This is a genomic window from Hymenobacter terricola (assembly GCF_017921975.2).
Lineage (GTDB): Bacteria > Bacteroidota > Bacteroidia > Cytophagales > Hymenobacteraceae > Hymenobacter > Hymenobacter terricola.
Genome location: NZ_JAGEMO020000040.1, coordinates 12030 through 36751, shown reverse-complemented (window position 1 = coordinate 36751; position 24722 = coordinate 12030). Strand labels below are relative to the sequence as shown.

Here is a 24722-nt window from a genome sequence, read left to right as displayed (position 1 = left end):
ACGCCCCGTATTCTTTCTAATATCCTTCTTCTTTGCTGGGGAATTCGCGGCTTTTCACGTCGGCCACGTAGTGCTGCACGGCTTCGGTCATGATGTCGTGCAGCTCGGCATAGCGGCGCAGGAAGCGGGGCTTGAACTCCTTGGTGATGCCCAGCAGGTCGTGCACCACCAGCACCTGGCCGTCCACATCGGGGCCGGCCCCGATGCCGATGACGGGAATGGTCAGCTCCTCGGCCACTTGCTTGGCGAGGGCGGCGGGGATTTTTTCGAGCACCAGACCAAAGCAGCCGATTTCCTGGAGCAGGCGGGCATCTTCGAGGAGCTTCTGGGCCTCGGCTTCTTCCTTGGCGCGCACGCTGTAGGTGCCGAATTTGTAGATGCTCTGGGGCGTGAGGCCGAGGTGGCCCATGACGGGAATGCCGGCCGTGAGAATGCGAATGATGCTGTCCTTCACCTCGGCGCCGCCTTCGAGCTTGACGCCGTGGCCGCCGCTTTCCTTCATGATGCGAATGGCCGAGCGCAGGGCCTCCGAGGAATTGCCCTGGTAAGAGCCGAAGGGCATGTCCACGACCACGAAGGCGCGCTTCACGGCGCGCACCACGCCCTGGGCATGGTAGATAATCTGGTCAAGGGTGATGGGCAGGGTGGTTTCGTGGCCGGCCATGACGTTGGAGGCCGAATCGCCGACGAGCAGCACGTCGATGCCGGCGCCGTCGAGAATCTGGGCCATGGAGTAGTCGTAGGCCGTGAGCATGGATATTTTTTCACCCCGCTCCTTCATGGCGAGCATTTGGTGGGTGGTGATGAGCTTGACTTCCTTGTGCTGGGACATGGGGCGAGGGCGGGCGGGTTTCGGAGTAATGGGCCGTCTGACGGGGCAAAGCTGGTAACAATTTCGTTACCCGACGCCGGGAGCTCACCAAAAAGCCCCTGGCCGAAGCGCAGGGGCTGAAAAGAGACGGCCGAAAAGCGGGGTGGGGCCGCCGCCTTACTGGTACTGGGCGAAGCGGTTGCGGTTCACCTTCAGGTCCTGCAGCAGGCTGCTTTTGGCCGAGATGGTGAAGTTATAGCCGCGGGTGAGGCCGAAGGGAATCCAGTTGCCCACAATCTGCCAGCAGTGCAGGTCGCGCACAAAGGCCAGGTTGGGGTACACCACGGTCTGGTGCGCGATGTCGTAGCTCAGGTTGCCGCTGAAGCGCAGGTTGGGCGTGAGCTTCACTGAGCCCGTAGCGCCGATGGAGTTCAGCGCCAGCAGCGGCACCGAGGGGTCGCCGGGTTTCAGGGGCACCGTGTTGGTGGTGTAGCCGGCCGAGTAGGTGAGGGCCAGCTCCCAGGGAATGTCGAAATCGATGTAATCGGCGTAGTAGTTGGGGCCTCCCACGGTGCCCAGGGTGGGGTCGTTGCTCGGGGCCACGGCCCGGGGGACCGTGCTTTTCTTTTTGCCCGACACCGGGTTGAAGGCGTAGTTGGCCTGGAAGCTGGCCGTGGACAGGCGCAGCAGCCGGCGCGGGTTGGCTTCGAACAGGTACTTGTTGATGATGTGGCCCTGGCTGTCGCGCTGGTAAGGCTCGAAATTGGCCGCGCTGTTGATGCTGAGCTTCTTGGCAATCTGGGTGCGGAACGAGACGCCCAGCGGCTGCAGGCGCAGCGAGTCGGCTGCGAAGTTGTAGCCCGTGGAAAAGTCGAGGCCGTCAATCAGGCTGACTTTGCGGAACGGGTTGAGGCCGGTGGTGTCGTTGGGGTCGCGCACCTTCATCTCAATCGAGTTTTGCAGGCTGAACGACAGCTGGCTCTGCCTGGTGCCGCCGGGCGTGCCGTACACGAAGCCGTTGTAGGTGCTGAAGGCGTAGGCATTGAGAACTTTAGGGTCGATAATCGTGCGGCCGAACTGGTCCTGTAAGCCACCCAAAACGTCCTGGCCCCTGGGGAATAGCGCCACATTCTGGGGGTATATATTACTGCGGCCAATCAGGTTCGGCGTGTAGTTGAAGTTCAGGCTGGGCGTGGCCTTGTGGCGGATTGCCTGGATTTTGTGGGTGCCCTTGCGCAGCAGGGTGCCATAAAAAGTCGTGTTCAGGCTCAGCGAGCCCGAGTAGGCGTTGATGCGGTTGAAGCCGTACACCGTGTCAATGCGCACGGCCTGGGCCACCGGGCTGAATTTGTAGTTGAGCTGCTGGGCGTACCAGACTTCGCTATACGACACCGAGGGCGTAAGCCGGAAATGCTGCGCCAGCGTGTAGGAGCCCAGCCCAATGCCGAACTGGTGCTGAATGCCGTTGCGCGAGTTTTTCAGCAGCTTGCCCACGTTGGCGAGGGCGAAGGGAATGCGGGTATTTTCAGTAGTGCCGCCCAGCAGCGCCAGGCCGTTGGTGAGGGAGCGGGCGGGCACTATGTTGCTCACTTGGTTGGTGGCCGTCAGGTTGTAGCTCAGGGTGAACTGCTCGTAGGTGCTGGCGCCCAGCTTGCCGCCCTGGCCCGGCTTGATGCCGAACCACTGGTAAGGGTATTGCCGGGCCAGGCCCACGGTGATGTCGGGCAGGGTGAAGGTCATGGTGCCGTCGGTGCCCTGGCTCTGGCTGATGCGGACGTCGTAGTTAATCGGCAGGTTGCGCAGTTGCTTGGAGTAGCTGATGCTGGAGTTGAACTGCGTGGACAGGTAGCGGCGGGCATCGAGGCTGTTGACCTTGTTGAAGCTGCTGGTGCCGGCGTTCACGCTGGCCGAGAAACGGCCGCCGCCGGGCTTGGGCACGGGCGTGTGGTTCCAGGTAATCCAGAACGAATTGGACGCGGGCGGCTTGATGTACACCTGGCTGGTGGTCAGGGCATCGGTGGCCAGAATGGGGTTCAGCGGCCGGTTCGAGAAGCGAAAGTTGAAATTGCCCTGGTACGTGTAGCGCTTCAGATAGGAGATATCGGCCGTGGCCCCGAAGCCGCCGAAGGTTTGGGCGTTGCCGGCGTAGATGTCGCCGGTGAGGCGCACGCCGATGTAGTCGTTCGGCGCGAAGTAGTAGCCGCCGTTGCTCAGGTAGTAGCCCCGGTCGGCGGCCTGCCCGAAGGTCGGAATCAGGATGCCGGAGCCCCGGTTCTTACTGGGCATGGGGAAGAAGCCGAACAGGAAGCCCAGCGGCGTGGGCACGTCGCCAATCACGAGGTTGAAGGGCCCGGTCACCACTTTTTCGCCCGGAATCACCTTCATTCGTTTGGCCTGAATGTAGAAGTGCGGGTGCGCCAGGTTGCAGGTGGTGTAGCGCCCCATCAGGCCGTTTATTTCGCCGTCGGGCATGCGCTTGATGACCTGCGCGCCCACGTAGGCATCGCCCTGCGCGGTCACGGCATCAGTCACCTTGGCCTTTTTGCTCTTGAAGTTGTAGGCAATGCTGCCGGCCTGGTAGGTCGTTCCCTTGTCTTTGAGAATGGGCTGGCCTGCCACCTTGTGCTTCAGGGTGTCGAGCTTGCCGTCGGCCTGCATGGTGTTGGTGCCGTAGTTCACCGTGATGAGGGCGGCTTTCAGGTCGGTTTCGCCATACACCACGCTGGCCTTGTTGTAGAGCCGGGCTATCTTCTTGGTCACGTCGAACTGAATCGAGTCCTTGGCCGAGTAGTTGATGGTCGTTGTAATCTGGCCCTTGGGTTTGGCCGCGAGTTTCAGCGAGTCGCCGGTGCGGCTGGTGCCGTTCAGCAGCCGGGAAGTATCGGCGGGGGCAAGGCGGGGCGGCCGGCCGGTGGGATTGGGGGAGAGCGTGTCGGGCACGGCCTTGTGTGAGGTGCCGGGGATGAGCGGCTGGCCGCTGTTGCGCACGCCGGGCGGGGGCGGCCCCACGGGGTCGCGCGGGTCGGGCGAGATGTAGCGCACCGGCGGGGTGGGGGCGCTGCCGGGGCGCTGGCCGGGCTTGGCCAGCGGCACGGGCCTGGGCGCGGCCGTGGTGACGGTATCCGGGCGGGTGGGCAGGGCAATGGCGGCCTTGGCGCGGGCCTTGCGGGCGCGGATTTTGGTGGCCCGCGTGGTTTTGGCTTTGGGGGTGGCCGGGGGCACGGTTTGGCCCCAGGCGGTGCCCGCAAAGCCTGTCAGCAGCAAAAGGAGCCCGAGCAGGGCCGGGCGCGGCCACGCGCCGCCCGCCTGGCGGCGCGGCCAAAGCCCGGAACCGGCGTCAGAATAAAGGCCAAACCAAACAGGCAAAGTATAGTAGCGGTTAAATTCGTTTACTTTTGGGGTGTCTACAAAGGTAGCAGGTCGCTACCGCCTCTTCAACGAACAACGTGCGGATTATTGTCATCCTGGCCAGTGCCGCCTTGCTTTTGCTGGGTGCCGGAATCGGGCAGTGGAAAGCGGAGGCCCAGACGACGGCCGATTCGACTCGCTTCGCGCCCGATTCGGCCCTCCCGGCTCCACCTGCTTTCGACCCCAATGCGCCTTATCGCTACCACTTGCGCACCGTGGTGCTCGACGCCGGCCACGGCGGCAAAGACCGGGGCTGCACCGGCGCCTCGGCCCGCGAGGCCGACGTGGCGCTGGGCTTGATTCTGGCCCTGGGCAGGCAGATTAAAGAAAATATGCCCGATGTGAAGGTGATTTACACCCGCAAAACTGATGTGTTTGTGGAGCTGGGCGAACGCGCGGCCATTGCCAACCGCAACCACGCCGACCTGTTCATCTCCATCCACTGCAACGCCGGCCCCAGCCAAAGCCACGGCACCGAAGTCTGGACCATGGGCCTGCACAAAACCACCGCCAACCTGGGCGTGGCCCAGCGCGAAAATGCGGTTATCTTGCAGGAAAAGGACTACAAAAGCCGCTACGACGGCTTCGACCCCAACTCGCCCCAAAGCCACATCCTGTTTTCGCTCTTCCAATCGGCCTACATCACCAACAGTCTGCGCTTTGCCCAGCGCGTGGACCGGCAGCTGCGCACCAGCGTGAGCCGCCCCAGCCGCGGCGTGAAACAAGCCGGTTTTATCGTGCTCTGGAAATCAACCATGCCCTCGGTGCTCATCGAATCCGGCTTCCTCACCAACCCCACCGAGGAGCGCTACCTCAACGACAAAGCCAATCAATCGTATATGGCGGCGGGCATCTACCGCGCCTTCCGCGAATACAAGCGCGAGCTGGAGGGCGGCTGACGGCTAAATGAGCAACCCCAGGCGCGGGAGCCGGTGCAATCTGCCACCCCCCTTCTGCCGTACTGTTCTCTGATTCCCTCCCTATTCATTTCACTTACTCATCCGCTTCTCGTGTCTAAAGAAATAAAAGTGGCCCTGCTGACCATCGTAGCCATCGCCGCCCTGGTTATGGGCTACAAATTCCTGCGTGGCAGCAACGTCCTCTCCTCCGACAATACCTACTTTGCCACCTATCCCCGCGTCGATGGGCTGAACGTGGGGGCCCTGGTGGTGCTCAACGGCATCAAAGTGGGCCAGGTAAAAAGCATGGAGCTGCAGCCCGACAAGGGCAACAGCGTGCGCGTGGCCCTGGAGTTGGGCAAAGACGTGGTGGTGGGCGACTCCACCACGGCCAGCCTGGGCGGCTCGCTGCTCGGCTCCAAGGGCATCACCCTGACCTTGGGCCGCAACACGAAAAACTTCAGCGGCGGCGAAGAAATCCGGACCGTGACGCCCACCAGCATCACCGACGCGTTTCAGGCCAAGGCCCTGCCCGTGCTCGATACCGTGGGGGCCACGCTGGCTCACATCAACGGCTTTCTGAACAAGGACGCCCAGACCAATATCCAGGGCACGCTGCTTGGGGCCCGCGCCAGCACCGAGGCCCTGCAAAAGCTCATCGTGGCCAACCAGGCCAACATCGCGCTCATTACCCGCAACCTGGCCCAGATGAGCACCGCCCTGAACCGCACCACCGGCAAACTGGACCACATTGCCGTGAACTTCGGCCAACTGTCCGACTCGCTCAAATCAGCACCTGTGGGCCCCGCCCTGCGCCGCCTCAACGCCACCCTGGCCGACGCCCAGACCACGGTGAAGAGCCTCAACACGGCCCTGAGCGACCAGAAAGGCTCGATGGGCCGGCTGCTGCACGATTCCACGCTCTACAACAACCTCGCCGCCACCACGGCCAGTTCCAACGACCTGTTGGTCGACTTCAAAGCCAATCCCAAGCGCTACGTGCACTTCTCGGTGTTCGGCGGCGGCAAGGACAAGAGCAAGGTAGAAACCACCAAAAAGCCCGACGGCAGCACCACCACCGAAGTAAAAAGGGTGGAGTCGACGTCAGTCATAAAGTAGGAACGCGCCCCGGCGCGCTCAATCGTTGGACGATGCATGGAGCAGAACGCGCCGTGGTGCTTTCCTACCCGTACCTTTGAAATCCGCTTTCGGGCGGATTTTTTTGTGCCCGTTCCCACCCAATCCCACCCGCTTTCTTTATGAATGTCGAGTTCAACCGCAACGAAGACCAACTCAAGCAGCTTAGCTTCAACCTCCGCCGGAAATTCCAGAAAGTAGCCCTCGGCGGGGGCGAAAAGCGCATTGCCGCCCACAAAGCCAAGGGCAAGCTCACCGCCCGCGAGCGGATTGAATTCCTGCTCGATAAGGGTGCGGCCCAGGTCGAAATCGGCGCTTTCGCGGGTGAGGGCATGTACCAGGAAGAAGGTGGCTGCCCCGGCGGCGGCGTGGTCGTCGTCATCGGCTACGTGGCCGGCCGCCAGTGCGTAGTGGTGGCCAACGACGCCACGGTGAAGGCCGGCGCGTGGTTCCCCATCACGGCCAAAAAGAACCTGCGCGCCCAGGAAATCAGCATCGAAAATAAGCTGCCCATCATCTACCTCGTGGACTCAGCGGGCGTGTACCTGCCCATGCAGGACGAGATTTTTCCCGATAAGGAGCATTTCGGCCGCATCTTCCGCAACAACGCGGTGATGAGCAGCATGGGCATCGTCCAGATTTCGGCCATTATGGGGCCGTGTGTGGCCGGTGGGGCCTATTTGCCCATCATGAGCGACGAGGCCATGATTGTGAACGGCACCGGCTCGGTGTTTCTGGCCGGCTCCTATCTGGTGAAATCCGCCATTGGCGAAACCATCGACAACGAGGCGCTGGGCGGCGCCAGCATGCACTCCGAAATCTCGGGCGTGACGGACTACAAGTTCGATTCTGACGAGGAGTGCCTCACCCACATCCGCAACATCTTCGACAAGATGGGCGGCCACGCCACGGCCGGTTTCAGCCGCGCCACGCCGGCCAAACCCGCCCAGGATGAGCAGGAAATCTACGGCCTGCTGCCCTCGGACCGCGTAAAGCCCTATGACATGATGGACATCATCAACCGGCTGGTCGATAACTCGGAGTTCGAGCCCTACAAGGACCTGTATGGCCAGACACTTATTTGCGGGCTGGCGCGCATTGATGGCTGGGCGGTGGGCATCGTGGCCAACCAGCGCAAAATCGTGAAGAGCAAGAAAACCGGCATGCAGATGGGCGGCGTCATCTACTCCGACTCGGCCGACAAGGCGGCGCGCTTCATCATGAACTGCAACCAGAAGCGCATTCCGCTGGTGTTTCTGCACGACGTGTCGGGCTTCATGGTGGGCAGCCAGAGCGAGCAGGGCGGCATCATCAAGGACGGGGCCAAGATGGTGAATGCCATGGCCAACTCGGTGGTGCCCAAGTTCACGGTCATCGTCGGCAACAGCTACGGGGCCGGCAACTACGCCATGTGCGGCAAGGCCTACGACCCACGCCTGATAGTGGCCTGGCCCACCGCCCAACTGGCCGTAATGAGCGGCGCGGCCGCCGCCAACACCCTGCTGCAAATCCAGGTGGCCTCCCTCAAAGCCAAGGGCGAAGTCATTACCCCCGAAGCCGAAAAGGAGCTGCTCGACCGCATCAAGGCCCGCTACGAGGAGCAACTATCGCCCTACTACGCGGCGGCCCGCCTCTGGGTCGATGCCGTGATTGACCCGCTGGAAACCCGCAAAGTCATTTCCGAAGGCATTGCGGCGGCCAACCATGCGCCGATTGAGAAGGCGTATAACGTGGGGGTTATTCAGGTGTGAAAAATTAAGACTTGAGACGATGAGCCTTAAGCCGCAAAATCAGTTGTTATCTGAAATTAGTACGACAACCAAATTACTGCTAATAGTCGGATGTGCCTTTCTCTCATATGGCTATTTATGTAGTGCTGCTAAGATTTATTTTTTCTGGGAAAGCGGCATTATTGCATGGTATCTACTGCTGCTTGGCGCTATTAGCTTTTTCCTCAATCGAATTGATACAAAGTCTAGTCGAAAACAGCCCACTGTTATTGAGAAAGCTGCAACCTTCGGGTTGGTGTTCATTCTAGCTATTAAGCTTATTGTTTTTGGAGCTTTTGTTTTCAGTGATGCTTTCGAAACGGCTTCAAATTATTTGAAAACGAATGACCGAATTAGAAGTGAAATTGGACCTGTGAAAGGGGTTATACTTTTTTCTGAAGGAGAAATAAACACTGCTACGAATTTAAAAGGCGAGCAGGGGGAAGGGGTATTGAACCTGGTTGTGAAAGGCAGTAATAAATACAAGCATTATGAAATGCACTTGGTAAAGAAATATGAAGAGAATGCCTGGCAAGTTGTAGAAGCAAGCCCCAAAAACTAACCCCAGCCAACCCCAACGGCGCGAATAAAACCACCGCCGCCTACGCCCTGCCGCGCCAGCCGTAACTTAGCGCAACGACCCTCCCACCAGATAAGCCATGCAAACCCTCACCCTGCACCTGCCCGATTCGCTGGACATGACCTCCAAAGAAGTAACCACGCTGCTAGCCGCACGCCTCTACGAGCGAGGCAAGCTCTCGCTGGGGCAGGCCGCCGAACTGGCTGGCTACAGCAAGCGCACCTTCATGGAGTTGCTGGGCGACTATGGCGTGTCGGTGTTCAACTACCCGGCCGAGGACATTGCGCGCGACGCGGCCAATGCCTGAGCTTATCATCGCCGATGCCAGCTGCCTGATTGTGCTCACCAAAATCGGTCAGCTGGATTTGTTGCGCCAGCTTTACGGTACGGCCACGACCACGCCGACCGTGGCGGCCGAATATGGCTTGCCGCTACCGGCTTGGATAAAGCAGGAAGCGGCTACCGACGCTGCCCGGCAACTGCTGCTGGCACTGCTGGTAGATGCCGGCGAAGCCAGTGCCATTGCGCTGGCCCTGGAACGGCCGGGCTGTACGCTGATTCTGGACGATTATAAGGCGCGGAAAACGGCTGAAAAACTAGCGGTTCAACTCACCGGTACGTTTGGCGTGCTGCTGCGGGCTAAGCGGCAAGGGCTGGTGCCGGCTGTGAAGCCATTGCTGGACCAAATCAGGCAAACCAACTTTCGTTTTTCCTCCGCACTTGAAATGGAAATCCTCAAGCAAGCCGGAGAATAGCCCTTTATGAAAACCCTCTACCTCTTGGCCGGCTGCAACGGGGCGGGCAAAACCACTGCCGCCTACACCCTGCTGCCCGGCTTGCTGAACTGCCGCGAGTTCGTGAATGCCAATGAAATAGCCCGTGGCCTCTCGCCCTTCCAGCCCGAAACGGTGAGCATCCAGGCGAGCCGGCTGATGCTGGGGCGGCTAAAGGAGCTGCTGGCGGCGGGAGAGACTTTCGCGCTGGAAACCACCCTGGCTACCCGGCACTACCTGCGGTTTATTCAGGCGGCGCGAGAGCAGGGGTATCTAGTAAGGCTGCTATTCTTCTGGCTTAATTCACCTGATTTGGCAGTTGAGCGGGTGGCTGCGAGGGTGAGGGAAGGCGGCCACAACATCCCGGAACCGACCATCAGGCGGCGCTATGAAGGGGCCTGCGCCAGTTTTTCGGAGCCTACCGTGCGGCGGTTGATGACTGGCTGCTATTTGACAACTCCGACGGGGTAGGAGCGCTGATAGCGGAAGGAAATGCAAGCGAAACAACCGTGATAAAGCCCGATATTTGGCAACAACTAACCACCGCATACCATGGCTAACCCCGAGGTAGCATCGCTCGAAACGGCCAAATTCAGCCAGCAAGTGCAGCTCGGCCTCGTAGCGACCTACAACGCCATGCTGGCGTTCAAAAAATACAAGAACAGTCCCGTCATCATCTCCCGCGACGGTAAAATACTGGCCGTGCCGGCCGACGAGATGCCGCCCGCCCACTCGGTGGAGTAGGCCGGGTGCACCCAAAAAATACAGAGGGCTGCCGCTGACTGCGGCAGCCCTCTGTATTTTATTTTCGGGGCTGTCGCTGGGTGCGGCGGCCCTCTGCATTTTATTTTGGGCACTGCCGCTGGGTGTGGCGGCCTGCTGAGGGGCCTTTAGGGCCCGGCCGCTGGCGGCGGCGGCCTCCTGAAGTTGCTGAGGAGCCCAGGCGGGTGGGCTAAGGCTGGGGGTAGCGGGCGAAGATGGCCGGTAGGCCGAAAATATCCCCTACTTTGGCCGGACCATTTACAAGCCCAACCCCATTCAAACCAACCACATGGAGCCTACCAAACCCACTACCACCGGGGCCAAGCCCAAGTCCCCCGCTACCCGCAACATTCCCGAAGGCGACAAGCCCTTTTCCGAAGCCTTCGACCTGGCCGTGGCCGAGTGGGGCCTGCGGCCCCAACTCACCCTGGAATGGACCACCCAGCCCACGGCCCTCGCGCTGGGCACCCAGCTGCGCGCGAGCCTGCGCACCGCCGGGGCCGCCGATGATGCCATCTCGCCCCAGGCCCAACGGCTGGCGGCGCTGGATTTGATGATTGACGGCAGCAAGGAGCAGGGCAAGCTGAAATACGTGAAAAAGGCCCTGGCCCTGCAATACGACGAGGAGCAGGACGGCCGCCCATACTACGGCGAGTTCGGCATTGAGAAAATCGGGAGCACCTACACCCTGCCCCACGACCGGGGCAAGCGCGCCGAAGCCCTGCTCAAGCTGGTGAAGGCCCTCGGCGACCCGAAACACGAAATGGCTAAAATCAAGTACGGCGAGGCCTTCTGGAAAGCCCTTTCCGATGAGTACAACGAGCTGCAACCCCAGGCCGCCCAGGCCACCGGCACCCGCGCCACCGAGGTAGCCGGCAAAAGCCTGTACCGCGACGACGCACAGGCCATTTTCGTGGCCCTGCTGCTGCTCATCGAGGCCAACTACCCGAAATCATTCAAGGCCGAGCGCCGCAAGTTCGGCGTGCTGAAGGAGAGCTACTAGCCCGCTTCGGGGCGGATAGCCGCCCAAACCGTAGGGGCGGAGCAGGCCCCCGCCCGTCGTGCGCGCCGCTTTCGGGCTGCTGAGCCACGCCGGACGGGGGCCCGCCCCGCACCCTGCGGCACCATCGCGATACAATAAAAGGCCCCTGGTACTGCGCCAGGGGTCTTTTTTATTTTTCGTGAAGAAAAAGCTTGCGCCAGTGCCAAAGGGCTGCTTACGTTTATGGTGTACTAGAACGGTAATACACTTAAGCTTCTGCACATGGTCCGCATTCGCAACCTGGATTTTGGGTACTCCAAGCGAGTCCCGCTCTTCCAAAACCTGAGCCTGACGCTGGAGCGCGGGCGCATCTACGGCCTGCTGGGCAAGAACGGCGCCGGCAAGTCCACGCTGCTCAAGTGCCTGGTGGGGCTGGCCTTTCCGTGGGCCGGCACCTGCACGGTGCACGGGCAGCCGGCCGCCGCGCGCTACCCCGACGTGCTGGCCGACCTCTTTTTCCTGCCCGAGGAAGTGTACGTGCCGGCCCTCACCGGCGAGCAGTTTGTGGCCAGCACGGCCCCGTTCTACCCGCGCTTCGATAGGGCGCAGCTGGCCGAATACCTCCAGGAGCTGGAGGTGCCGGTGCATGCCCGCCTCTCGGCCATGTCGTTTGGGCAGCAGAAGAAGTTCATGATTGCCTTTGCGCTGGCCGCCAACACCAGCCTGCTGGTGCTCGACGAGCCCACCAACGGCCTCGATATTCCCTCCAAGGCGCAGTTCCGCACCATCGTGGCTTCGGCCCTGGGCGAGGACCGCTGCGTTATCATCTCGACCCACCAGGTGCGCGACCTCGACGCCCTGATTGACACCGTGGTGGTGGTGCACGACCGCCGCATCGTGCTCAACAGCAGCCTCGATGCCCTCACCGACAGCCTCCGGTTCGGCAGCGCCCGGCCCGATGAAACGGCCGCGCCGCTCTACGCGGAGGCTTCGGTGCGCGGGCCGCAGGGCATCTGGCCGAACCCCGAAGGCCGGCCCAGCCGCGTCGATTTGGAATTGCTTTTCAACGCCCTCGTCAGCGGCAACGCTGACCTGGTAAACCACTTAACCCCGCTCGCGCATGAACTGGCACTTTAATCTTTCGCGCTTTGGGCGCCTGCTGCGCCGGCACACGGCCGAGCATTCGCGCAGCTACCTGATGGGCACGGCGGTGCTGCTGGGCGGCCTGCTGGTGGTGCTGGGCACCCTCACCTACCTCACCGGCCGGCCGCTGGACCAGGAGCTGCAGATGGTGATGTTCATGTTTGGCCTGCTGGGGGCGGGGGCGGTGTTCACCTCGTCGGTGTTCGCGGCCGTGGGCGACCGGCGGCAGGCCGCCCCGGCGCTGCTGCTGCCCGCCTCGCACCTCGAAAAATACCTGGTGGTGTGGCTGTATTCGCTGCCCGTGTTTCTGGTGGTCTACACCGCGTCGTTCCTGGCCATTGACGCGCTGGTGCTGGCCGTGGGCAACAACGGCCACCCGCACCCGCTCCTGAACCTGACCGATGGCCTGCGCCCGGCGGCCACGGCCATCCTGAGCTATGCCCTGCTGCACGCGGTGGCGCTGTGGGGGGCCATCTACTTCGAGCGGCTGCACGTCATCAAAACGGCATTTGCTTTTTTCGGGCTGCTGATTGTGCTGATGACGGCCAACTTTCAGCTGCTGAAGGCCTGGCTGACGCCGGAAGTCGGGCTCACGGTGCCCTTTGGCGAGGTGCATGTGCCAGTCGATAAGCACTATTTTTTGCTGGAGCTGCCGGCCGGCCAAACGCAGCTGCTGCTGGTACTGCTGCCGCTGGGGCTGGCCGCGCTGCTGTGGCTGGCGGCCTACGCCCGCCTCACCGAGAAACAACTATAAGCGGGAATTATCATTATGGAATTCAATGAAAACGAGGCCATTTACCTGCAGATTGCCGGGTACGTGAGCGAGCATATTCTGCGGGGCAGCTGGCCGCCCGACGACAAGATTCCGTCGGTGCGCGACCTGGCCGGCACCCTGCAGGTGAACCCCAACACGGTGATGCGCACCTACGAGCACCTGCAAGGCCAGGAGGTGATTTACAACAAGCGCGGCATCGGCTTTTTTGTGGCGCCCGATGGGCCGCGGCGCGTGCAGGAGCAGCGCAAAGCCCGCTTTTTGCAGCAGGAGCTGCCGGCGTTTTTCCGCACCATCCGGCTGCTGGGCGTGGGCCTGCCCGAAGTGCAGCAGCGCTACGACCAGTTTCTGGCCGCCCATCCCGAACCCGTTTCCCTCCCGCAAGCATGAAAAACAGCCTCAAATTTCTGACCGCCGCCGGCCTGCTGCTGCTGGGCTCGCTCACGGCCTACAACGCCGCCCTGCACACCGAATACCAGCTCGGTACTTTCAAAGACCCGCTGCGCAACTACACGGCCCTGCCGCTCACCAACTTTAATGCCGTGGACGTGCCCGCCGCCGGGCAGATGAACGTGAAAGTGGAAGCCGGCCCCTTTGCCGTGTACGTGAGCAAGGACGCGGCCAAGTACGTGCACGTCACGCAGCGGGGCCACCGCCTGACGGTGGCGCTGAGCTACCCCGAAAAGGAAACCTGGCTGGGCCGGGACGAAGCCGTCATCATCCGCTGCCCGCGCCTGAGCCTGCTCACGGCCGGCACCACCTACACCGTGGCCGGCCAGCGCAAAACGGTGCCCCGCTCGAAATTCTACCAAACACCCGGCGGAGTAGTCGTGAAGGGCTTTGCGCAGGACAGCCTGCGGCTGGTCCAGAACCAGACCGCCCAGGTAGAGCTGGCCGGCAACCGCCTGGGCCGGCTCCGGGCCGAGGTGGGCGGCACGCCCGGCAGCACCGCCGAGCTCGACCTGAACGACGACAACCGCATCGACGCCTCCGACCTGCACGTGGAGCAATCGGCCAAGCTGGTGGCCAAAAACCTGCCCTTGCCCGCGCTCCGCTGGCACTTTGGCGACAGCGCCCGCGTGGAGCTGTCGGGGGCGGCGCTGCGCGGCCTGCGGTAATCAGGAGCCCGCCTGGCCTGAACGCCGGGCGGGCCCCGGCCGTAAGCAAGGAGGTCTTTTCACGCTCTGCGCCCCTTGCCATGTCCAAAAAATCCGTAGCCGAAATCATTGTCGATACCCTCGTAGCCGCCGGCGTCAAGCGCGTGTTTGGCGTGGTGGGCGACTCGCTCAACGGCATCACCGACAACATTCGCACCCGCCACAACATCGAATTCATTGCCGTGCGGCACGAGGAAGGCGGGGCCTTCGCCGCCGGGGCCGAGGCCCACCTCACCGGCGACTTGGCGGTGTGCGCCGGCTCCTGCGGGCCGGGCAATACCCACCTCATCAACGGCCTGTTCGACTGCCACCGCAGCCGGGTGCCGGTGCTGGCCCTGGCGGCCCAGATTCCGAGCGTGGAAATCGGGACCGGCTACTTTCAGGAAACGCATCCGGAGCGGCTCTTTCGGGAATGCAGCCATTTCTGCGAGCTGATTTCGACGCCGGAGCAGGCCGTGCGCACCATCGAAAGTGCCGTGGCGGCCGCCCTGGGCCAGCGCGGCGTGGCCGTGGTGGTGCTGCCCGGCGACGTGGCCTACCTCGAAACCGAAGCCCCCAAAACCCTGCTGCCCACCCTGGGCCGCTGCAGCGCCCTGCGCCCCGGTGAGGCCGACATCCGCCAGGCGGCCGAGCTGCTGAACGCCGGCGCGAAAGTCACCATCCTGGCCGGAATTGGCTGCGCCAATGCTCATTCGGAGCTGCTGCAAGTGGCCGAAATGCTGCAGGCGCCGGTGGTGCATGCCCTGCGCGGCAAGGAGTTCGTGGAGCCTAACAACCCGTTCGATGTGGGCATGACCGGCCTGCTGGGCATGCCCGCCGGCTACCACGCCCTGATGGACGCCCGCGTCATCCTCATGCTGGGCACCGACTTCCCGTACCGCCAGTTTTACCCCGAAAAAGCCCGCGTGGTGCAGGTCGATACCCGCCCCGAAAACATTGGCCGGCGTACCCGCGTCGAAATCGGCCTGGTGGGCGACGTGGCCGAAACCCTGCGGGCCCTGCTGCCCTACCTCACCGTGCATACCGATTCGGCGCACCTCCAGGAAGCCCGGGAGCGCCACCGCGCCGACGATGCCCACCTCGCCGAGCTGGCCACCGGCGAGGCCGGCGACAGCAGCCTGCACCCGCCGCACGTAGCCCGCCTGCTGAACGAGCTGGCCACCGAAGACGCCATTTTTACCTGCGACGTGGGCACGCCCACCATCTGGGCGGCCCGCTACCTGCGCATGAATGGCAAGCGCCGGCTCGTCGGCTCTTTCGTGCACGGCAGCATGGCCAACGCGGTTTCGCAGGCCTACGGCGCGGCCCTGGCCTACCCCGGCCGGCCGGTAATTGCCATGTGCGGCGACGGCGGCCTGGCCATGCTGCTGAGCGAATTGCTGACCATTCGCCAGCACAAAATTCCGGTCAAAATCATCGTCTTCAATAATTCGGCCCTGGGCTTTGTGGAGTTGGAAATGAAGGCCGCCGGCATCCTCGAATACGGTACTGAGCTGGACAACCCCGATTTCGGGGCGCTGGCCACGGCCGCCGGCCTGAAGGGCTTCCGCGTGGGCGACCCCGGCCAGCTGGAAAGTGTGCTGCGCGAAGCCCTGGCCCACGACGGCCCGGCGCTGGTCGACGCCGTGGTGAAGCGCCAGGAGCTGAGCATGCCGCCCAGCATCGACCGGAAGCAGGCCCAGGGCTTCAGCCTGTATGCAGTGAAAGCGCTGATGAACGGGCGCGGCAGCGAACTGCTCGAACTAGCCAAAACGAACTTGTTGCGGTAGCAGTTGTGTTGGTAAAAAACGGCCGAGGCGGCCCAAAAACCGCTTTCGGGCGTTAATTTGCCTTGCCGTGCCTACTTCTGCAATGACCAACAAAGAAATCAAAGCCCTCATCTCGCTGCTCGATGACCCGGAAATCGCGCCGCAAATTCAGGACAAAATCCAGAACCTGGGCGAAAGCATCATTCCGTTTCTGGAGGAGTCCTGGGAGGAAACCCTCGACGGCCAGCAGCAGCAGCGGCTGGAGGATTTGATTCACCACCTGCAGTTTGAGGGTTTGCAGCAGCGCCTCAAAGTATGGCGCGAAGCGGGCGCCACCGACCTGCTCGAAGGCATGTGGCTGTTGAACACGTATCAATATCCCGATGCCGACCTCCAGGCCCTGAACCGCGCCATCGAGCAGCTCCGTTTTGAAACCTGGACCGCTCTGCGCCCCGAAATGCACCCCGCCGACCAGATTCAAACCCTGAACTACATCATGTTTCGGGTGCACAAGTTTGCGGCCAATACCCAGCATTTTCACTCGCCGGCCAACTCCATGCTGCAGCGCGTGATTGAAACCAAGCGCGGCAACCCGCTCACCCTGTGCGTGATTTACCTGCTGGTGGCCCAGCGGCTCCACCTGCCGGTGTTTGGCGTGAACCTGCCCAACTTGTTCGTGCTCACCTTCCGGCCCGAGGTGAAGACCGCCGAGCCGTTCTACATCAACTGCTACAACCGCGGCCTGGTCCTGTCGCGCACCGATATCGAGCACTACGTCAGCCAGCTCAACATCACGCCGAACCCGATTTTCTTCGAGCCCTGCTCGAACATCGACATCGTGCGCCGCGCCCTGCGCAACCTGCAAATGAGCTTCGAAAAATTGCAGGAGCCCGTGAAAGCCACCGAAGTGGCCGTGCTGCTCAGCATTCTGGAGTAATAAGCAAGCATTAAACCAGAACGTCATGCTGAGCCCGTCGAAGCATCTCTACCGCAAGAGTAATTTGGTTCCTTCGGCGGTAGAGATGCTTCGGCAGGCCCAGCATGACGTTCTTTTGTTTCGCTGCAGGGCTGAATGCTACCGCTTAATCAAACAGCCGGCGGCGCGCTTGTCGGCTACGCCGGCGGGGCGGCTGGCCAGTACGTTATCGAGCACCTGCTTCAGGTAAGGCTGCTGCACGCTGCCGGCTACCTGCGGGTTGTCGTCGATAGCACCCCGGTAGCGGATGGCGAAGCCGCCGGAAACGGGCTCCAGCACCACGGCTTCGGCAGTTTTGCTCACGCCGAGCTGGGCGGCCACTTGCTGGCTGGCATCGGTGAGGGTGGGCAGTTCGACTTCGCCGGGAGCGGCGGTGCCGGGTGCATCGAGGTTGATGGGCACGTTGATGAACAGGAACTGCACGCCCCGGCCCCGGTAGGCGCTGCTGAGCGAGGCCAGCCGCTCCTGATACAGCCGTGAAAAGGCACAGGCCGGGTTCAGAAATACCACCACCACGGCCTTGTTGCCGGCGTAGCTTTTGAGGGCTACGTCGGTGTTGGAGGCGGTTTTGAGGGTGAAATCGGTGATGGTGCCACCGGCCTGGGCGCGGGCCACGCCCACGGCCAAGGTCACGGTGAGCAGGGCAATGGCGGCAAGAATAGAAATTCGGCGAAAAGACATGGCGGTAAGGTAAGACAAAAGGGCGTAAGCGGGTGGTTAGGCGGCCGGTTCGTGGCAGTACGTGAGCACGTAGCCGGGCGCCGGCCGATAATAGCAAATGGAGTGCCGCGTCTGCAACCCGTTCAGCAGCAGCGTAGCGGGGATTTTGCCCGCGGCCCGCGGCTCGAACGCATTCAGCAGTAATTGGTTTTTGAAGATAATGCCGCGTTGCGCAGCCAGCTTGTACAGGGTTTCTTTGGCGCTCCACAGCAAGGTATAGTGGGCGCTGGAATCGGGCGCATTTTGAGTGGCGGCCTGAGCATCGGCCCACTCATTCGGGGCCAGGAATTTGCCGGCCAGCCGCTGGGCTTTGTCCCGGATTATTTCCACGTCGACCCCGACCCGGCCGCCTTCGGCCAAGACCGCCGCCACCCACGCGCCGGAATGCGAGAGCGACACGACCAAATTGTCCGGCACGCCGTCGGTCAGCCAGGGGCGGCCGGTGGCATCGTTTTGCACCACCGGGTGCGGCGTTGCGGCCGATAAATCCTCTACCAGCGCGTGTACCAGCCGCCGACCGGCCAGCCATTGGGCCTGGCGCGCGGCATCGGCTGTGACGGGCATGAGAGACTCGTAGGCTTCCTGCCGGGGCAGGCCGGACCACAGCTCGGCGGGCGTTTCGGTGAGGTGCCACAGGCCCAGCACGGCGGTAGGGGAGAGGTGCTGAAGGGAGTGAAGAGGCAAGTTGGGGGTTGTCAGTTGTTCGTTGTCAGTTGTTCGAAGTGTTTATTCGGCGAAGCAGGCGGGCTTAAACCTGACAACTGATAACGAACAACTGACAACCACCCGCGAAGCTACCTTTGCGGCGCCCGTATGTCCGAGATTTTCCGCCCGCCCGTTACCCGAATTGCCACCCTGGCCGGCCACCGCGACGCGGTGTATGCGCTCACCGGGGGGGCGGCAAGCACCGTTTACTCGGGCAGCGCCGATGGCATGGTGGTGGGCTGGGATGCCGCTACTCCGGCGCAGGACGGCGAATTGCTGGCGCGCGTCGAAAACTCGGTGTATGCCCTGCACCACTTGCCAGCGCTGGATTTGCTGGTGCTGGGGCACAATTTTCAGGGCATTCAGGCCATTGATTTAAGCCGAAATCAGCTAGCGCACGCCACGGCTCTGCCACCGGTGGCCGTCTTCGAAATTGTGTTCTCCGCCAGCCGGCAGCGGCTATACGTGGCCCTCGGCGACGGCACGCTGGCCGTTCTTACCGTGCCCGGTTTTCGCCTGGAAAAGCTGCTGCGCCTCGCCGATAAAAGCCTGCGCTGCCTGGCGCTGCACGAAGGCCGCAACGAGCTGGCCGTGGGCAGTTCCGATACCCTGACCCGGATTCTGGACCTGGATTCGCTGGAAACGAAGTTCACGCTGGCCGAAAGCACCAATTCGGTATTTTCCGTGGCGTATTCTCCGGATGGCGCGCGCCTGCTCACAGCCGGGCGCGATGCCCAAATCCGCACCTGGGAGGTGGCCGCGGGCTACGCGCTGGCGGGCACCGTGCCGGCCCATATGTACACCATTCACCACCTGGCTTTCAGTCCCGATGGCCACTACCTGGCCTCGTGCAGCCTCGACAAGAGCATCAAGCTCTGGGACGCGGCCACGCTGACGCTGCTGCGCGTGCTCGACCGTGCGCGCGCGGCCGGCCACGGCACTTCCGTAAACCGGCTGGTTTGGCCGGGCACCGAAAACCGGCTAGTTTCGTGTAGCGACGACCGCAGTCTGGCCGTTTGGCAAGTGGAAGCGTAGTTGTCAGTTGCTCGTTGTCAGTGATTAGGGCAAACCCGGCCCGGTACCTGACCCCATCAACTGACAACGAATAACTGACAACTAGAAAAATGAAACTCACCGCCCTCGATATCCGCCAGAAAACGTTTGAAAAATCCTTTCGGGGGGTCGATAAAGACGAAGTGCAGGCCTTTCTGACCACGATTTCGCAGCAATGGGAGCGGCTGGGCGATGAAAACCGCGAGCTGCGCCTCAAGCTGGAACACGCCCAGCAGGACGTGCAGAAAATGCGCGAAGTGGAAAGCAGCCTCTACCGCACCCTCAAAACGGCCGAAGACACCGGCAACAACATCACCGAGCAGGCCCAGCGCGATGCCGACCTGCGCATTCGCGAAGCCCAGCTGCAGGCCGAAAACCTGCTGAACGAGGCCCGCCAGCGTGCCCGCGCCGTGGTGGACGAAGCGTACCAGCAGGCCGAAAAAACCGTGGCCGACATGCAGCGCGAAGTGGGCGGCCTGGGCCAGGAGTGCCAGCGCCTGGAGCAGCAGCTCGACGGCCTGGTGCGCGACCTGCACCACCTGGCTTCCGATGCGCTGGACAAAGTGGAAAAAGCCCGCAACCGGCCCAAGGGTGGCACGGCAGCCATCCTTTCCCGCGCCGCCCGCGTACAGGTAGAGCGGCCGAAAGAACCGGCCGCCGAACCCACTTCTGAACCCCCGCCCGCCATGCAAGTCACTACTGCTTCCGCTATTTCGCCCGCCGCTGCCGTAGCGGCGGCAACGCCGGCTGCCTTCGTTCCCTCGGCCCTTGGCCGCGCCGAAGAAGCCCTGGAGCGTGCTTCCGACACCACGGGCTATAACCCCAAGCCCGGCCAGCAGCCCGACCCCAATACGGCTCCCTCGCCCGAAATTGAGCGGCCCGCCGCGCCAGCCGAAAACCCCGGCATTGCGCCTGCGCCTAACATTGAGCAGCCCGCGCCTTCGCAGGTGCCCGAGCCCAACCCGCCCTACGTGCAGCCGCCCACGCCCGACATTCAGCCCGTGGGCCCCAGCCACCCCGAAATCAACCAGCCCTCGCCCGTGACGCATCCCGGCCAGCCAGGCATGGTGGCCGAAGCTCCCGCAGAGGTAGCGGTAGGGGAGAAGTCGTTCTTCGACGAAATTTAGACCGCGGATTCGACGACCTGGTCGGATTTTGTGCCTGAATCCGGTAGAGCCCGTCCATTGGACGGGCTTTCTTTTCTTCTGCGGCAACCTTTGCGCCAGATAGGGCAGAGGCTTAGTCAATAGCCCGAACCCCACCACCTCACCATTTCACTACCCCACCACCTCACCACCATGGGCCAAATCGCACTCGAAGGGCTGGAGTTTTTTGCCTTCCACGGCTACTACGACGAAGAGCAGAAGATTGGGAATAAGTACGGCGTGGACCTGTACATCAGCACCGACCTGCTGGCGGCCGGCGAGTCGGATAAACTGACCCAGACGGTGAATTACGAAGTTCTCTACCGCCTCGTGGCCGAAGAAATGCGCGCCCCCGCCCGGCTGCTGGAGCACGTAGCCCACCGCGTGCTCGACCGCATTATGGCCGAATTGCCGCACGTCCGGAAGGTGAAAATCAGCGTCAGCAAGTTCAATCCGCCGCTGGGCGGCATTTGCCACCGGGCCCGGGTGACGCTGGTGCAACGGCGCAAGCAAGCGCCAAATTCCTAAAATCGCGGAAGCAAGAGGAAGTGATACAGCGCTTTGTCAGAAAATTATAGGCCTGTAATCCAGTTGGTTGGGTAGATTTATGGGAATTATACGAAATAATTCGTATAACCTTCTTGCAACTACGAACCGCTTCGTACCATCTTTGCCTCATCCTACGAAATAATTCGTAGTAACCTCGTATCTTTCAGTATGAGCAAGGCCCCGCCCCCCAAACCTACGGATTCCGAACTGGAAATCCTGCACGTGCTCTGGCAGCACGGGCCCGCCACCGTGCGGGCCATCAACGACAACCTGAGCCAGCGCCGCCAGGCGGAAGTGGGCTACACCACCACGCTCAAGATTTTGCAGCTGATGCTGGAAAAGGCCCTGGTGCGGCGCGACGATGCCGACCGCAGCCACGTGTACCGGGCCGCGGTGCGTGAGCAGGAAACCCAGGGGCTGCTCCTCAACAAGTTCGTGGACGCCACCTTCGGCGGCTCGGCCCTGAAGCTGGTGATGCAGGCCCTGGGCAGCCGCCAGACTTCGGCCGACGAGCTGGCGCAAATCCGCCGCCTGCTCAACGACATTGAAATCCAAAACTCCACCGCTACTTCCGACGACGATGAGCACGCTTGAGAACTTCGTTTCGCCCGCGCTGACGCGGGCCCTTGGGTGGACGCTGCTGCACTCGCTGTGGCAGGGGGCGCTGGTAGCCGCCGTGCTGGCGGGTGCCTTGCTGCTGCTGCGTCGGCAGCGGGCGGAGGTGCGCTACGTGGCTTCGGCCGGGGCGCTGGGCATGGTGGTGGCGCTGGCCGGCATCACGTTTGGGCTGTATTTTAATGCCGGTGCGGGCAACGGGGGAATGTTGCGCCCCGGCACCTTGCAAGGCACTCGGGTGCTGCCACTGAAGCCGGCTGGAAAGCCTGTGGCCAATGTTTCGGCCGCCGCTGGCCCTATTGGGCAAGTAACCACCGAAGCAAATGTGAAAAGCGGCCCGGTGGCGGTAGTGGCCGGGCGTCGGTTGGAGGCGCATTCAACTCCTCAACCCCTCAGCCAGGCTTTGCAAACCGGCCTGCGGTATTTCGACAACCACCTGCCGCTGCTGGTGGTGGCCTGGCTGCTGGGCCTGCTGGCCATGAGCCTGCGCATGCTGGGCGGCCTGCTGTATGTGCAGCGGCTGCGGCGCTACCGGGTGCGCCCGCTGCCGGCCGTGTGGCAGGAGCGGCTGGCGGCCCTGGCGGCTCGTAGCGGAATACGCCGGCCGGTGGCGCTGCTGGAATCGGCGCTGGTGCAGGTGCCGCTGGTGGTGGGCCACCTTCGGCCCGTGATTTTACTGCCTTTGGGCACGGTGGCGGGGCTTTCGCCCGCTTATCTGGAAGCTGTTCTGGCCCACGAGCTGGCCCACGTATTGCGCCGCGACTACCTCGTGAACCTGCTGCAAACGGTGGCCGAGGTGCTGTTCTTCTACCATCCGGCGGTGTGGTTTATGGCCAATTGTGTGCGTGCCGAGCGCGAAAATTGCTGCGACGACACCGCCACGGCCCTCGTGGGCGGCGACCCGCTCCGGCTGGCCCGCGCCCTCACCGCCCTGGCCGAGTGGAGCCAGAGCGCCGTGGTGCCCACCGCGCCACGCCTGGCCCTGGCCGCCATCGGCGGGCGCGGGGCGCTGCTGAACCGGGTGCGCCGCCTGGTGCAGCGCCGCCCGGCCGCGCCCACGCTGGCCGAGGGGATTATGGCTGGCGCGCTGGTGCTGGGCGGGCTGGGCCTGCTGGGCAGCAGCGTGGCCCTGGCCGGGCCCTTAGCGCAGCCGACTACGCCGGAGAAGAAGCCCACGGCATTTGACTGGCAGACGGGCCCGGCTCAAACGACCCCGACTCCCAAGTCGGCCAGCTCTGCCGACACCACCAAACGGGTGACCGGCACCAGTAGCACTACGACGACTACAACCACCGCGCCGGCCCCACCAGCGCCGGACCAGTCCGGCAACGTGCGCTCCGAAACGACGGTGACGCAGCACGGACCGGGCGCGGACGCTCCGCAGCCGCCCGCCGATGACCAGCCGGGCCAGGACCCGCCGGGCCGCAACCGCCGCAACCGCCGCGCCAGCCAGAACGGTTTCGAGTATGGCCCGCGCCCTTTCCCCGGCCAGCCGGGCACGGTGGTTATCACAAAGGATAAGAAAGGCCGCCTCACCGACCTCGTGGTGAACGGCCAGCGCGTGGACACCGAAACTGGCCAGGGCAAGCTCAAAATCAAAGACAAAGGCCAGGACGGCAAGGGCCAGCAGGTCCAAATCATCCAGGTAATGCCACAGGACTTTCCCGAGGCGAGGGCCTTTGTGTTCCGGAAAGATGCCGGCGACCAGCGCCAATTTGAGCGGAAAGTAGAGCGCGATATGGAGCGGAGCTTCAATTACCAGTTCCAGTTTCCGCAGCCGCAAAAGCAGCTGGCCGAGAAACGGTATGCCGAAAAACTGTATGCCGAGCAGTTCAACAAGAGCTTCAACGGCGGTTTCAACGGGAATTTTAACCGGAATTTCCGGATGCAGAACCCCGGCAATGGCCCGAGCCTGGACGCCCAGCGCGATGCCCTGCACGCCGCCGAGCGCGCCCTGCGCGAAGCCGGGGCCGTGAAATCCCTCGGTGCCGAGCAGCGCAAGCGCATCAGCCGGGAGCTGGAGAAAGTGCAGGCTGCGCGGAAGCAGCTGGAAAGTGCCTCCTCGATGAAGCGCCTGCGCTTGAACGGGGCCGATAACCGGACGATGGACGAGCAATTCAGCAAGCTAAACGAGGAAATGCGCGACCGGGAGGCTGAGCTGCGCGACCGCCAGCAGGAGCAGCAGGACCTGGAGCAAAGCCAGGCCGACCGCGACCGGGAACAGGACGACCGTGACCGGGAGCGCGCCGACCACAAACGCGAGCAGTCCGACCGGGAGCAGGAGCGCGCTGACCGCCGCCGCGACCAGGAGGACGACGCCCTGGTGGACCAGCTGGCGAAAGACGGCCTGATTAAGAACAAGGAGAACTTCCAGCTCCGGCTCACGGGCAGCAGCCTGACGATAAACGGCAAGGAGCAGTCCCAGCCGGTATTTCAGAAATACCTGAAGCTGTACGCAAGCACCCACCCCGGCCGCAAAATGGGCCCCAAAGGAGCCATGGTGATAACCCGCAACAGCGACACAAACACCAGCACAAGCAACAGCTCCGACCTGCCGCGCCCGCCCCGGCCGCCGCGCGTGCCACGTGCCCCGCTGCCGCCCCTGGCGCCCATGGCCCCAATGGCGCCGCCCGCACCGCCCAAGCCGCCGCGTGTCGACACGGAGACGCTGCGCAACGAGCTGCGCAAAGACGGCCTGATTGGCTCGGACGACAAGAGCTTTCAGCTGCAGCTGAACAATTCGGGGCTGACCGTGAACGGCAAAAAGCAGTCGGATAAGCTGGCGGAGAAATACCGCAAGCTCACGGGCAACGAAAATGGCAACAAGTACAACGTGACCATTTCGTCGGACGAATAGGGGAAGCCCCGGCGGCCTTGCCAGGGCATTTTTTCGCCCGCATGCAGCGACGGGCCCCGGCACCACCTGCAACCCGCGTAGCTACTGCAGTCACCCGGGTTACCTTGGTGCCAGGGCCCGCCGTGCCGTTTTGCTGCCATTGCTGAGGGCCGCGACTACCC

General features: G+C 62.8%; 24 protein-coding genes. 20 read left to right on the top strand and 4 right to left on the bottom strand.

The genetic code is table 11. From position 1 onward, the window contains the following. Positions 1-16: 16 nt before the first annotated feature. Both panB and J4G38_RS19570 read right to left on the bottom strand, forming a co-directional pair. Entirely contained in the window at positions 17-832 is an 816-nt protein-coding gene (gene panB, locus J4G38_RS19575; RefSeq protein WP_210520548.1) for a 3-methyl-2-oxobutanoate hydroxymethyltransferase, read from the bottom strand. Positions 833-988: 156 nt separating this feature from the next. Continuing rightward, on the bottom strand, positions 989-4177 hold the full coding sequence (locus J4G38_RS19570; RefSeq protein WP_210520549.1) for a putative LPS assembly protein LptD: 3189 nt from the start codon (positions 4175-4177) through the stop codon (positions 989-991). A 248-nt stretch (positions 4178-4425) separates the two neighbouring features. Between J4G38_RS19570 and J4G38_RS19565 the strand changes: the two genes are divergently transcribed. From J4G38_RS19565 to J4G38_RS19495, 15 genes are all read left to right on the top strand, one after another. Beyond that, complete coding sequence (locus tag J4G38_RS19565) at positions 4426-5118, top strand: N-acetylmuramoyl-L-alanine amidase family protein (RefSeq protein WP_226163583.1); 693 nt, start codon at positions 4426-4428, stop codon at positions 5116-5118. 111 nt (positions 5119-5229) lie between these two features. Next, positions 5230-6237: an MlaD family protein gene (locus J4G38_RS19560; RefSeq protein ID WP_210520551.1), complete on the top strand. Its 1008-nt coding sequence runs from the start codon at positions 5230-5232 to the stop codon at positions 6235-6237. Between the two features lie 140 nt (positions 6238-6377). After that, positions 6378-8006, top strand: a complete 1629-nt coding sequence (locus tag J4G38_RS19555) for an acyl-CoA carboxylase subunit beta (RefSeq protein WP_210520553.1) — start codon at positions 6378-6380, stop codon at positions 8004-8006. A gap of 19 nt (positions 8007-8025) precedes the next feature. Beyond that, positions 8026-8586 carry a Coa1/Tim21 domain-containing protein gene (locus tag J4G38_RS19550; RefSeq protein ID WP_210520555.1) on the top strand — a complete coding sequence of 187 codons (561 nt, stop codon included), beginning with the start codon at positions 8026-8028 and terminating at the stop codon, positions 8584-8586. 97 nt (positions 8587-8683) lie between these two features. After that, positions 8684-8911, top strand: coding sequence for a UPF0175 family protein (locus tag J4G38_RS19545; RefSeq protein WP_210520557.1), 228 nt, complete (start codon positions 8684-8686; stop codon positions 8909-8911). Continuing rightward, complete coding sequence (locus J4G38_RS19540; protein ID WP_210520559.1) at positions 8904-9359, top strand: DUF3368 domain-containing protein; 456 nt, start codon at positions 8904-8906, stop codon at positions 9357-9359. The genes J4G38_RS19545 and J4G38_RS19540 overlap by 8 nt, the downstream gene beginning before the upstream one ends. A 6-nt stretch (positions 9360-9365) precedes the next feature. After that, positions 9366-9848: an AAA family ATPase gene (locus J4G38_RS19535; protein WP_226163575.1), complete on the top strand. Its 483-nt coding sequence runs from the start codon at positions 9366-9368 to the stop codon at positions 9846-9848. A gap of 81 nt (positions 9849-9929) precedes the next feature. Next, a complete protein-coding gene (locus J4G38_RS19530; RefSeq protein WP_210520560.1) occupies positions 9930-10121 on the top strand; it encodes a hypothetical protein in 192 nt (63 codons plus the stop codon). A 307-nt stretch (positions 10122-10428) separates the two neighbouring features. Beyond that, positions 10429-11142 carry a hypothetical protein gene (locus J4G38_RS19525; protein ID WP_210520561.1) on the top strand — a complete coding sequence of 238 codons (714 nt, stop codon included), beginning with the start codon at positions 10429-10431 and terminating at the stop codon, positions 11140-11142. Positions 11143-11403: 261 nt separating this feature from the next. Continuing rightward, positions 11404-12258 (top strand): ABC transporter ATP-binding protein, encoded by an 855-nt coding sequence (locus J4G38_RS19520; protein WP_210520562.1) that lies wholly within the window; start codon positions 11404-11406, stop codon positions 12256-12258. Continuing rightward, positions 12242-13018 (top strand): hypothetical protein, encoded by a 777-nt coding sequence (locus J4G38_RS19515; RefSeq protein ID WP_210520563.1) that lies wholly within the window; start codon positions 12242-12244, stop codon positions 13016-13018. Before J4G38_RS19520 ends, J4G38_RS19515 begins: the two co-directional genes overlap by 17 nt. Before the next feature lie 15 nt (positions 13019-13033). Continuing rightward, entirely contained in the window at positions 13034-13426 is a 393-nt protein-coding gene (locus tag J4G38_RS19510) for a GntR family transcriptional regulator (RefSeq protein ID WP_210520564.1), read from the top strand. Next, positions 13423-14154: a hypothetical protein gene (locus J4G38_RS19505; protein WP_210520565.1), complete on the top strand. Its 732-nt coding sequence runs from the start codon at positions 13423-13425 to the stop codon at positions 14152-14154. Before J4G38_RS19510 ends, J4G38_RS19505 begins: the two co-directional genes overlap by 4 nt. An 80-nt stretch (positions 14155-14234) precedes the next feature. After that, entirely contained in the window at positions 14235-15962 is a 1728-nt protein-coding gene (gene poxB / locus J4G38_RS19500) for a ubiquinone-dependent pyruvate dehydrogenase (protein WP_210520566.1), read from the top strand. 67 nt (positions 15963-16029) lie between these two features. After that, positions 16030-16878: a transglutaminase-like domain-containing protein gene (locus tag J4G38_RS19495; RefSeq protein ID WP_317198216.1), complete on the top strand. Its 849-nt coding sequence runs from the start codon at positions 16030-16032 to the stop codon at positions 16876-16878. Positions 16879-17016: 138 nt separating this feature from the next. On the opposite strand, the gene J4G38_RS19490 is transcribed toward J4G38_RS19495, so the two are convergent. Next, a complete protein-coding gene (locus J4G38_RS19490; RefSeq protein ID WP_210520568.1) occupies positions 17017-17598 on the bottom strand; it encodes a redoxin domain-containing protein in 582 nt (193 codons plus the stop codon). Between the two features lie 36 nt (positions 17599-17634). Next, on the bottom strand, positions 17635-18321 hold the full coding sequence (locus J4G38_RS19485) for a 4'-phosphopantetheinyl transferase family protein (protein WP_210520570.1): 687 nt from the start codon (positions 18319-18321) through the stop codon (positions 17635-17637). 129 nt (positions 18322-18450) lie between these two features. On the opposite strand from J4G38_RS19485, the gene J4G38_RS19480 reads away from it, so the two are divergent. The 5 genes from J4G38_RS19480 (at position 18451) to J4G38_RS19460 (ending at position 24561) form a co-directional block, all read left to right on the top strand. Then, positions 18451-19377, top strand: coding sequence for a WD40 repeat domain-containing protein (locus J4G38_RS19480; protein ID WP_210520572.1), 927 nt, complete (start codon positions 18451-18453; stop codon positions 19375-19377). 89 nt (positions 19378-19466) lie between these two features. Further along, positions 19467-20522 (top strand): DivIVA domain-containing protein, encoded by a 1056-nt coding sequence (locus J4G38_RS19475; protein ID WP_210520574.1) that lies wholly within the window; start codon positions 19467-19469, stop codon positions 20520-20522. Between the two features lie 171 nt (positions 20523-20693). Further along, entirely contained in the window at positions 20694-21068 is a 375-nt protein-coding gene (gene folB / locus J4G38_RS19470; protein WP_210520577.1) for a dihydroneopterin aldolase, read from the top strand. A gap of 189 nt (positions 21069-21257) precedes the next feature. Then, positions 21258-21683 (top strand): BlaI/MecI/CopY family transcriptional regulator, encoded by a 426-nt coding sequence (locus J4G38_RS19465; protein ID WP_210520579.1) that lies wholly within the window; start codon positions 21258-21260, stop codon positions 21681-21683. Next, on the top strand, positions 21670-24561 hold the full coding sequence (locus J4G38_RS19460; protein WP_210520581.1) for a M56 family metallopeptidase: 2892 nt from the start codon (positions 21670-21672) through the stop codon (positions 24559-24561). Before J4G38_RS19465 ends, J4G38_RS19460 begins: the two co-directional genes overlap by 14 nt. Positions 24562-24722 lie beyond the last annotated feature (161 nt).